This window comes from Streptomyces sp. NPDC002018, from assembly GCF_042890865.1.
GTDB lineage: Bacteria > Actinomycetota > Actinomycetes > Streptomycetales > Streptomycetaceae > Streptomyces.
On the sequence record NZ_JBIASO010000001.1, the window covers coordinates 787,243 to 796,579 of the forward strand.

Consider the following 9,337-nt stretch of genomic DNA (forward strand, 5'->3'; position numbering starts at 1 on the left):
GGACAGCGCAAGGCCCGCCGCGAGTAGGAGAACCGCGTCAGCCCCCTCACGAGTACAGCCGGGCGGTGATCAACGGCTCGGCGTTAACCGCTTTACCAGTCCCAAGTCCGCCGTACAGCCCTATCGTTGGCTGATGCGTGCACACCCTATTGACCGCCCAGCCGATCTCGACGTGGTTCGCGCGTCCTATGACCGAGTGGCCGACAACTACGCTCACATGGTGGTGACGACGGGAGTTGGCGACATCCGTCGCCATCCATGGCTCAAGGCGTCGATCGACGCCTTCGCCGACACCGTGCGCGAGCTCGGGCCTGTACTCGACGTCGGCTGCGGACCCGGAACGGTGACCGGCTACCTCGCCGAACGCGGACTCGATGTGTCCGGGGTAGATCTCTCTCCTCGCATGATCGAGAACGCGCGCAGACTCCATCCGCGATGCCGCTTCAGTGTCGCCTCTGTCACCGACCTCGACCTTGAAGAAGCGTCCCTCGGCGGCGTGCTCGGGTGGTGGTCACTGTTCAACCTCCCCCGTGATGTCCTTCCCCAGGTTCTCGCCCTGTTCGCGCGCGCCCTGAAGCCGGGCGGACACTTCATCACCGCGACACACGTCGGCGACGAAGACGCGGTGCGCACCGAGGCCTACGGGGGCGTACCCGTTCGTTGGACAACGCACAAATGGCGGCCGGAACAACTCGTCGACCTGATCGAGCGGGCCGGCCTGCACCTGGTCGCCGAACTCCGTCTCCCCGCGGAGGAGTACAGCGGGCCGGGACTGGTTGTTATGGCCAAGCGCCCCGGCTGACCATCAGGCGTCCGCTTGTCCGGCTTGCCGGCAGCGGTGAGGGGCAGCGCGTCGTGGAACGTCACCACGGCCGGTACGTGCTTCGGGGACAGCTCGGCGGCGACGTGACCGATCAGCGTCCCGGAGTGCCTCCACCAGCGAGTGCACCGCGAACGCGGAGCCTACTCCGGAGCCCTCGGCTTCATTGGATACACGGGAACCGCCGACCTCGGCATCACCATCCGCACCGCTGTGAGCCACGATGGTGAATTGACCATCGGTGCGGGTGGCGCGATCGTACTCGACTCCGATGCCGCCGCTGAGTACGACGAGATGCTGCTCAAAGCCGAAGCAACCCTGCGGGCACTGCCGAAGGCTAGGGTTCCGGGCTCGTGGACGCCGCGGCCCGGTGGGCGACTCGACCGTTGGCCTCCAGCTCAGCGAGCAGCGTGTCGATCACGGTCGTGTCGGGGTCGGCCGGAGCCCAGCCGTGCCGGAGGGCCGCTGATGCCGCGCGCGAGGCCGGAGTTGTCGTGGCCGCCGCCAGGGGCCCGAGGCGCCTCTTTCGGTCCGGTGTGGTGTCAGGTCGTACGTTTGACGAGGGCGTGGCCGGAGGGGAGGTCGGCCACGAAAGCACGGAGGAAAGCGGTGAGTTGTCCGGTGTCGTGTGTGTGGGCCAGGGCGTCCATGGATCGGTAGAGGGTTTCCTCGATCTCCGCGATCCGGCGGGCCAGTTGGGCACCGGACGGGGTGAGCGCGAGTTCGATGTGGCGGCGGTCGTGCGCCGCTGCTTGGCGGCTGACCAGGCCGGCGGAGACGAGCCGGTCCACGAGGCGGCTGGGGCTGCCGCTCTCGCAGACCAGGAGTTCGCCCAGACCGTTCAGGGTGAGTGGCTGGCGGTCCTCCAGGACGCGGATGACCTCTGCCTGGGAGGTGGTGACACCCAGGGGCCTGAGAGCCTGGCCGAGCAGCCGGTTGCCTTCACGTTGGGCGGCCAGGATCAGGTAGCGGAGTTCCTCAGCGGGACGCATGGCGGGCATGGGCACATTCTCCCTGATCAGTGCCGGTTCTGTGGAGCGGTCCAGCCCCGGCTGCCCCAGGGCCTCGCCCGCGTACGCGAAGTGGTTCGGCGCGGGGCCCCGGGGGCGGCGGCGGAGTCGCTCATACGGCCGCGTCGGTGAGGAGTCCCGGGTGTGCCGAGTATTCGGTGAGACGGTCCAGCCGCAGATCGGCCACGCCCCGGTACGCCTTGGCGAGGGCGCGGGCCAGAGGGCCTTGGTGTGTGAAGGCGTGGGTGACCCGGGTGCCGTCGTGGTGGGGCCGGAGGTGCCAGGTGCCTGTCTCCTGGAAGCCGGGGATCTGCCAGGTGCAGTCGATCTCCCGGTCTTCGATACGGGTGTACTGCCAGGTCCCGGTGATTCCGCCGATCACGGTGAGGGCGTAGGGGACACCGGTGGTGGCGCGGGCGGGCCCGTCGAGGCGTTTGAACGCCGGGTTCCAGTCGGGCAGGGCGAGGGGGTCCAGGAGGGCGTGGCGGATCTGGGCGGGGGAGGCGTCGAGAAAACGGGTGGCTTGTCTGCTGGTCATGACGGGTCCTTCTCCGGGCTGTTCGGGAGCGGCGAGGGGTGCGGGTGGCCGGGGTACGGCGGCCGGGGTGCGGCGGCGGGGTGTGCGCTCGGCTCAGCCGTGGAAGGCGTGGGCGGCGGCGGGCCGGGTTACGCGGGTAGCGGTGGTGGTGGCGGTGGCGGTGGCGAGAGCGGAGGCGGCGCCGGGGTCGTGGGCGGCCAGGACGGTCAGGCCGGGGTTGCGCCGGCGCATCTCGTTGATCTTTACGGTGGTCTCGGTGAGGCGCTTCTTCTCGCCCACGCCGGGGACGTGTCCCGCTTCGAGCAGGGCGGAGTCGTAGGTGACGTCACCGACCATGAGAAGTGGAGGGTGGTGGGGTCCGCGGACGAGCATCGACAGGGATCCCGGGGTGTGGCCGGGGGTGGGCACCAGAACCATGCTGCCGTCGCCGAACAGGTCGTTTCCGGTGGTGAAGGGGGCGAGGGCGGGGTCGGTGAACGGCTGGGGAACGATGTGCTTCCAGCGCAGGCCGGGGATCTGGATGTGGGAGCGCAGCAGCCCGCGTTGTTCGGGGGCCGGTTCGTCCAGGGTCTCCCACTCACGGCGGCTGACGACGATCTCGGCGTGGGTCAGCTCGCGCAGGCCGCCGATGTGGTCCTGGTGCAGGTGGGAGATGACGGCGGTGGTGACATCGCGGATGTCGTACCCGATGGCGGCCAGTTGGGCGGTAAGGGTCTGGTGGGAGCCGATGTCGAAGCGGGCGAGCCGCTTGTAGATCAGTCCGACCGGTCCGCCGGGGAAGTAGGCGGGGTCGGTCACCGAGGCGCGGTCCTGGCCGGTGTCGAACAGCACGAGTCCGTCGCGGTGTTCGACCACGTACACATTGATCGGCAGCGGCTCGGTCCACCGCCGCGAGGTGGCCAGCCACCAGTACATCGGCTTGCGGGTCGCGGCCCGGTGCTCGGGGCGGATCATCACCTCGCCCGTACTGACTACGGAGACGTTCTGGACGGGGGCGCTCGTGTCGTTCGCGTAGGTCGTCATAGGTAAAAGATGACACGACATGTATGTCGTGTCAAACGTTTCCGGGGCGTCCGTGTCTGCCGGAGAACTCGCCGGCCGTCGCCGTGACAACTGCCGCGTGTGTGTCGAACCCGTCCCGTACCGCGGGATCCGTACGGGGTCAGTCCCCGCCGCCGCCTCCACCGCCACCACCGCAGGAGTGGCCGGAGCCGCTGTGTGCGTCGGAGTCGTGGCCTGGCTCGTGGTCGGAGTCGAGCGCCTTGCCCAGCCGCATCAGGGACTTGCCCAGCCCGGAGGGGAGTTCGGCCTCCCTGATCACGCGGCTCAGCCGCCGGTCCGTGACGGCCGCGGGGCCCTCGAAGACGTACGCGGGGAAGACCCCCTCCCGTACGGCGGTCTCCAGGGTCTGCCGGCCCGCGTGGGTGAGGCGGTGCCGGTGGCGGGTGCGCAGACCGTGTGCGACGAGGCGGCGTTCGATCTCGCCCGTTTGGGCGCCGCGTGCCACATCGGCAAGTACCGCGGCCACGCTTCTGCTCCAGGGACAGAGCGCGACGAGGGCCTGTTCGACAGGGTGGAGCGCCCCTTCCCCTGTCGGCCCGTCGGTGCTCTCCGCCGCGCGCACCCGTGGGCCGAGGACCGTGATGACGCCCCGCCCGCGCAGTTCTATGAGCGCGGTCTCCGCCACGCGCTGTGCCCCGCCCGCGAGATGGGCGATGTCGTACCGGTCCAGTGCCGGCGGGGCCGCCGTGGCCCGCCCCCGGAATATGGTTCCCATCCGTGATCCCCCCGACCTGCTGTCTTCCTCGCCTGCTGCTTCCCCTGTCATCAGTGTCGTCGGATCCGCCCCGGGCCAACCCCGCCGGAGCCGTTCTCAGAGCAGGATTTGAGGATTCGGCCCGGACCGGCTCCCACGGTCCCTGACATCGTCGGTGACCGGTGGTTCAGACGGGCGGCCATTTCCGTGGGCGCCCGCGCCGGCGCATCGGCTCGGGCTCGCCATCCGGCCTGCCGACATCCCCGGAACCGACCGGGAGTACGACGCGGCATGGGGTGGCCTGGGGCGGTAGGGGCTACGTCCGGTCACATGGGCGCGGTCGCCTTCACGAGACCTGATCCCTGGAGGTCATGGCGTGGCCCATTACGGTCCCGAGCACGCGCGCTGCCTCTTCGGGAGTCTCGGCGGCAAAGTAGGCGGGGGCCGCTTCGAAGTTCATGATGCTGCCGTCCTGGCCCCAGTGACCTGGCGGGATCACATAGACATGGACCCATGGTCCACGCGCCGGGAACAGACCCTCGCCGGCCACGGACCGGATCGCCTCCGTGACTTTCTCGATCGCGATGCGGGCGTCCTCCTCGGTGGGGAGAAGGTCGTGAGGTGCGATCACGTCCACCTGCCAGAAGGCTTTCGCATTTCCGATGGTGACGGGGGAGTGCCAGTTCTCGCGGTCGAGTTCGAAGTACTGCACCCACGACGTCTGCCTGGTTGGTCCGGATTCCGTCGTCCGTATGGTGCGACCTGTCGGGGGCTGCTACCAATGAAAGCCGTGCGCGGTTCGCGGGGGCCGGGATGTGCACGACGCCGTCTTGCGCGGTGCCTTGTGCCGCAGACGTATTTCTTTGGGGGCGTTCGTGCTGATCTACGACTTGGCGGGGGCGGGCGCGGGGGCGCCCACGTACACCACCAACCAGCAGTTCGAGGCGCAGTCATGGGTGGCCGATGGGGCGGCCGCCGTGGGCTACACGTTCCTCGTCGGTGGTGCGCCGAACATCGTGCCGCTGGCCAACCCGAGACTGCGGGTGTCGACAAACGGGCTGTTCGCCGTCGAGGACGCTTCTTTGACGCGACGTCAGCCGAGGCATTTCTTCGCCGATCCGGCGGCTCTGGCGCAGTGGAACCGGACGCTGGCCCGGCAGGGCTCGGTGTTCCAGTTCTTCCCGGACCCGCCCGGGACGGTGACGTTCACCCTGCCTGGCGCGGCCGTGGCCACCACGCTGCCCCGGGTGCGGGCGGCGAACCTGGCCGGTGTCGCCCGGGGGGTCGGTGACGCCATGACCACTGCCGAGAACTGTGACAGCACTGTCAGAGAGGTGATCGGCTCGTTGCGGCCGCCGGTACCGAGGCTGGCGGCCCCGCCCTTCCTGGGCACGGTGCCACTCCAGAGGAGCTTCTTCGACTACCACCTCGCCAACCACCTCTCGCACGGCAGGCCGGTCGGAGACCTTCCGCTCGACCCTCCTGCCACGCACGCCGCAGCTTTGGACGCCGTCGCACACAACTGGGGACGGGACATCGGAGCGGTCAGGGTGGCGGGGGTGCCGCCGCACACGCCGACGATCGTCGCGGACGTCCAGGGGCTGGGGGTGAACCAGTTCGCCCGCCCCACCGCCGTCGGTCAGGGTCTGTACACCGGCTCGCTGGGCTCCCCGCGCCCGCGTGCCCTTGGTGGCCGGGAGATCGTGGACCACGCCAACGCGGCCCGGGTGGTCGGCGACGCGGTGGACATCAACCGGGTGCTGTGGGGCTACCACTGGGGCGGCGTGGTCGCCATCGACGGCACCGACTACCTGACTCTGGAGAACTACGCGCGCATCGGCGAGAACGCGGTGGGCCAAGGCGCGAGGCTGTTCTACTTCCAGATGTACGGCGCGGGGCCAGGGCAGAGTTGGCACGAGTCGTGGGAGACGCCGAACGCGCTGAGCAAGGCGTTCGCCAACGCGATCACGGTGCCGGTGCAAGTCGACGGCGCGGCCGGACTGCGGTACTTCACCGCCGGCAGCAAGAACAACCATGCGGACGTGGCCGCGGCGACCAATGATCTGGAGCTCCAGAAGGCGTTGTGCGACGGGCTGAACTACGCGAACGTGCATCTGTACGCCGCCTCGACGCTGGACGAGTTCGCCGACCGGGGCCGGCGCGCCAACTGGCTCAACGGGATCAACGCGGTACTGGCCGCTCCGCCGGCTTGGTCGACGCCGACGACACGCGCGTTCGCCCAGTACGTACGCAGCGCGCTCAACAACGTCCGGGTGCCCCCGTTGTAGCGGTTCCGCCCCGGTCAGGGTGGCGCGGAGCGATCTGCGCGAGGCCGCGGGCGGGCCCGCCGCACGGGCCAGGCCGACTTCGGCCGTCGGCCTTCCCCTTCCGTCCCCGAAGAGGCGGACCTAGGAGTCCCCGCTGTCCCTGCTGTCCCTGCTGTCCCTAGCTGTTCTCGATGTTGGCGATCATCCGGCGCAGCACCTTGAGCGCGGCCACGTACTCTTCGTCACTGACGCCCTCGTGGACCACGGCGCGCAGCTCGGTCACCAGCTCGCGCAGCCGCACCCTGGCAGCCTCCCCGGCGTCGGTGAGCCGCAGGCGCTGCCCGGCATCGATCCGGAGCCAGCCGCGGTGCGACAACTGGTCGATGACACGAGCGATCTCGTGCGGCCCGTCCGCGAGGGGCGTCAGCTGGACGACGACCTCCTCGCGGCTCGGCGCCGGGGGCCCGCCGTTCACCCGGTTGAGCACCCAGTACTGCGGCTGCGTGACGTCGATCCTGGCCATGGCGTCACGCAGCTGCCGGGTGACGGCCGCGTGAGCGAGACCGCTCCAGTAGCCGATGGGCTGGGTGGCCAGCATGTCGTCGGTGGCGGCCGGATCAGCCGGCGCCTGGTCGGTGGGGGTGTCGGTCGGCGGTCTCATGGTGGCGACGCTATATCGCCCATCGCGCCCTCGGTGCGGTTCACGAACGCGGTACGGCTCTCTTCTCCTGCCCAGTCGGCACTCTTGCCCAGTCGGCGGTCTCATGGACGGCAGGCCGATTTGCCTAAAGCTGTTAGGTAAATGCATAATGCTTTTCGCTGGATAGGAGGAACGTTATGGTTCGAGTAGGGCTGACCGCGGAGCGTCTGACCCGGGCGGGGGCGGAACTGGCCGACGAGGTCGGCTTCGACCAGGTGACCGTCTCGGCACTCGCCCGGAGATTCGACGTCAAGGTGGCGAGTCTGTACTCGCACGTGAAGAGCTCCCAGGACCTCAAGACCAGGATCGCCCTGTTCGCGCTGGAGGAACTCGCCGACCGGGTCGCCGCCGCCCTGGCCGGGCGGGCCGGCAAGGACGCCCTGGCGGCCTTCGCGGACGCCTACCGCGACTACGCGCGGGAGCACCCCGGCCGCTACGCCGCCGCCCGTCTCAGGCTCGACCCCGAGACGGCGGCCGCCAGTGCCGGCGTTCGGCACGCGCAGATGACGCGGGCGATCCTGCGTGGCTACGACCTGACGGAGCCGGACCAGACGCACGCGGTCCGGATGCTGGGCAGCGTCTTTCACGGCTACGTCAGTCTGGAGATGGCCGGAGGCTTCAGCCATACCGCCGTCGACTCGCAGGAGACCTGGTCCTGGATCCTGGACCGCCTGGACGCCCTGCTGCGGAACGGGTTCACACCCGGACCGGCAGACGGGTTCACACCGGGACCGGCGCACGGGATCGCACCGTGACCAGCGCGGGGCCGCACCGCCGGAGACGGTCCGCCGCGCCGCGCGCCGGCGCGTCTGAACAATCTGAAGATCTTGATGAACGGGCTGGGACGATGAACATCGAGCACGACTGGATCACCACACCTGTCACGACCGACATGCTGCGCGGTTTCCTCGACGTGGAACCGACGGCGCACGGTCTGCTGCCGCACCGCCTGCCCGCTCGGGCTCGCCGGCAGATCCCTGACGACCAACTGGCCGTGGCCGAGGCCCAGCCCTCCGGCGTACGGTTGGCCTTCCGCACCCGGGCCACCACCATCGAACTGGATACGCTGCCCACCAAGCGGGTCTACCGAGGGTTCCCGGCCCCGGCGGACGGTGTGTACGACCTGCTCGTTGACGGCCGTCTCGCGGCCCAGGCCACGGTGACCGGCGGTAACGTCCGCACGATTGTCGACATGGCCACCCAGTCCGCCGAACTGCGGGAGGGGCCCGCCGGCACCGCCCGCTTCACCGGTCTGCCGACGCGTGACAAGGACGTCGAGATCTGGCTTCCGCATACGGAGATCACCGAGCTGATCGCTCTGCGCACCGATGCCCCGGTCGAGCCGGCGCCGGAGAGCGGGCGCAGGGTGTGGCTCCACCACGGCAGCTCCATCAGCCACGGCTCGAACGCCGCGCACCCGACCGCCATCTGGCCGGCCCTGGCCGCGGCCCAGGGCGGCGTGGAACTGGTCAACCTGGGGTTCGGCGGCAGCGCGCTGCTCGACCCGTTCACCGCCCGTGCGATGCGGGACACCCCCGCGGACCTGATCAGCCTCAAGACCGGCATCAATGTCGTCAACACCGACGTGATGCGCCTGCGTGCCTTCACCCCGGCGGTCCACGGCTTCCTCGACACCATCCGCGAGGGGCATCCGACCACGCCGCTGCTGGTCGTGTCCCCCATCCTGTGCCCGGTCCAGGAGGACACCCCCGGCCCCCTCGCGCCGGACTTCGACGGCGGGACCTTGCGGTTCAAGGCCATGGGTGATCCCGCCGAACGCGCCGCCGGGCGCCTGACGCTCAACGTCATCCGCGACGAACTCGCCCGTATCGTCGAACAGCGGGCGGCTGACGACCCGAACCTGCACTACCTCGACGGCCGTGACCTCTACGGAGAGAAGGACTACGTCGAACTGCCACTGCCCGACGAGGTCCACCCCGACCCCGCGGGCCACCGCCGCATCGGCGAGAACTTCGCGCGGCTCGCGTTCGGCGAGGGCGCCCCCTTCGCCGCCAGGACCGGCTGATCCGCGCCAGGACCGGCTGATCCGCGCCAGGACCGGCTGATCCGAGCGGGCACGCCTGAAGGCGGACCGGCCGGTACGGCGCGGACATGGCGAGGCGATCACGGGCGAGGGCGAGAACACGGATAAGACGTCGTTTCATTTGGTGAGTCGGCGGTAGTTGATGAGGGCTGCGGCTATGCCGACGAAGGCGAGGAAGTGTTCGGCTTTGCGTTCGTAGCGG

General features: G+C 69.7%; 11 protein-coding genes. 5 read left to right on the top strand and 6 right to left on the bottom strand.

Annotated elements, in window-relative coordinates; all coding sequences use genetic code 11:
- The first annotated feature begins 133 nt into the window (after positions 1-133).
- Positions 134-802, top strand: a complete 669-nt coding sequence (locus tag ACFYYH_RS03445) for a methyltransferase domain-containing protein (RefSeq protein WP_388545187.1) — start codon at positions 134-136, stop codon at positions 800-802.
- Between the two features lie 141 nt (positions 803-943).
- The gene (locus tag ACFYYH_RS03450; protein ID WP_388545190.1) at positions 944-1,480 is read left to right on the top strand and encodes a chorismate-binding protein; all 537 of its coding nucleotides are present in this window, start codon (positions 944-946) and stop codon (positions 1,478-1,480) included.
- Here ACFYYH_RS03450 and ACFYYH_RS03455 read toward each other — a convergent pair.
- From ACFYYH_RS03455 to ACFYYH_RS03475, 5 genes are all read right to left on the bottom strand, one after another.
- Entirely contained in the window at positions 1,363-1,821 is a 459-nt protein-coding gene (locus tag ACFYYH_RS03455) for a MarR family winged helix-turn-helix transcriptional regulator (RefSeq protein ID WP_388545193.1), read from the bottom strand. The two genes, ACFYYH_RS03450 and ACFYYH_RS03455, sit on opposite strands and share 118 nt — an antisense overlap.
- Before the next feature lie 121 nt (positions 1,822-1,942).
- Entirely contained in the window at positions 1,943-2,368 is a 426-nt protein-coding gene (locus tag ACFYYH_RS03460) for an SRPBCC family protein (protein WP_388545195.1), read from the bottom strand.
- Positions 2,369-2,461: 93 nt separating this feature from the next.
- Positions 2,462-3,391, bottom strand: coding sequence for an N-acyl homoserine lactonase family protein (locus ACFYYH_RS03465; protein WP_388545197.1), 930 nt, complete (start codon positions 3,389-3,391; stop codon positions 2,462-2,464).
- A gap of 139 nt (positions 3,392-3,530) precedes the next feature.
- Positions 3,531-4,145 carry a TIGR04222 domain-containing membrane protein gene (locus ACFYYH_RS03470; RefSeq protein WP_388545200.1) on the bottom strand — a complete coding sequence of 205 codons (615 nt, stop codon included), beginning with the start codon at positions 4,143-4,145 and terminating at the stop codon, positions 3,531-3,533.
- 325 nt (positions 4,146-4,470) lie between these two features.
- Positions 4,471-4,836 carry a hypothetical protein gene (locus tag ACFYYH_RS03475; protein ID WP_388545202.1) on the bottom strand — a complete coding sequence of 122 codons (366 nt, stop codon included), beginning with the start codon at positions 4,834-4,836 and terminating at the stop codon, positions 4,471-4,473.
- Positions 4,837-4,999: 163 nt separating this feature from the next.
- Here ACFYYH_RS03475 and ACFYYH_RS03480 point away from each other — a divergent pair, with 163 nt between their 5' ends.
- The gene (locus ACFYYH_RS03480) at positions 5,000-6,412 is read left to right on the top strand and encodes a hypothetical protein (protein WP_388545205.1); all 1,413 of its coding nucleotides are present in this window, start codon (positions 5,000-5,002) and stop codon (positions 6,410-6,412) included.
- 157 nt (positions 6,413-6,569) lie between these two features.
- Here ACFYYH_RS03480 and ACFYYH_RS03485 read toward each other — a convergent pair whose 3' ends face one another.
- Positions 6,570-7,052, bottom strand: a complete 483-nt coding sequence (locus ACFYYH_RS03485) for a MarR family winged helix-turn-helix transcriptional regulator (RefSeq protein WP_388545208.1) — start codon at positions 7,050-7,052, stop codon at positions 6,570-6,572.
- 176 nt (positions 7,053-7,228) lie between these two features.
- On the opposite strand from ACFYYH_RS03485, the gene ACFYYH_RS03490 reads away from it, so the two are divergent.
- Together ACFYYH_RS03490 and ACFYYH_RS03495 are read left to right on the top strand one after the other, a co-directional pair.
- The gene (locus ACFYYH_RS03490) at positions 7,229-7,846 is read left to right on the top strand and encodes a TetR/AcrR family transcriptional regulator (protein WP_388545211.1); all 618 of its coding nucleotides are present in this window, start codon (positions 7,229-7,231) and stop codon (positions 7,844-7,846) included.
- A gap of 92 nt (positions 7,847-7,938) precedes the next feature.
- On the top strand, positions 7,939-9,117 hold the full coding sequence (locus ACFYYH_RS03495; protein WP_388545214.1) for a GDSL-type esterase/lipase family protein: 1,179 nt from the start codon (positions 7,939-7,941) through the stop codon (positions 9,115-9,117).
- The last annotated feature ends 220 nt before the right edge of the window (positions 9,118-9,337 follow it).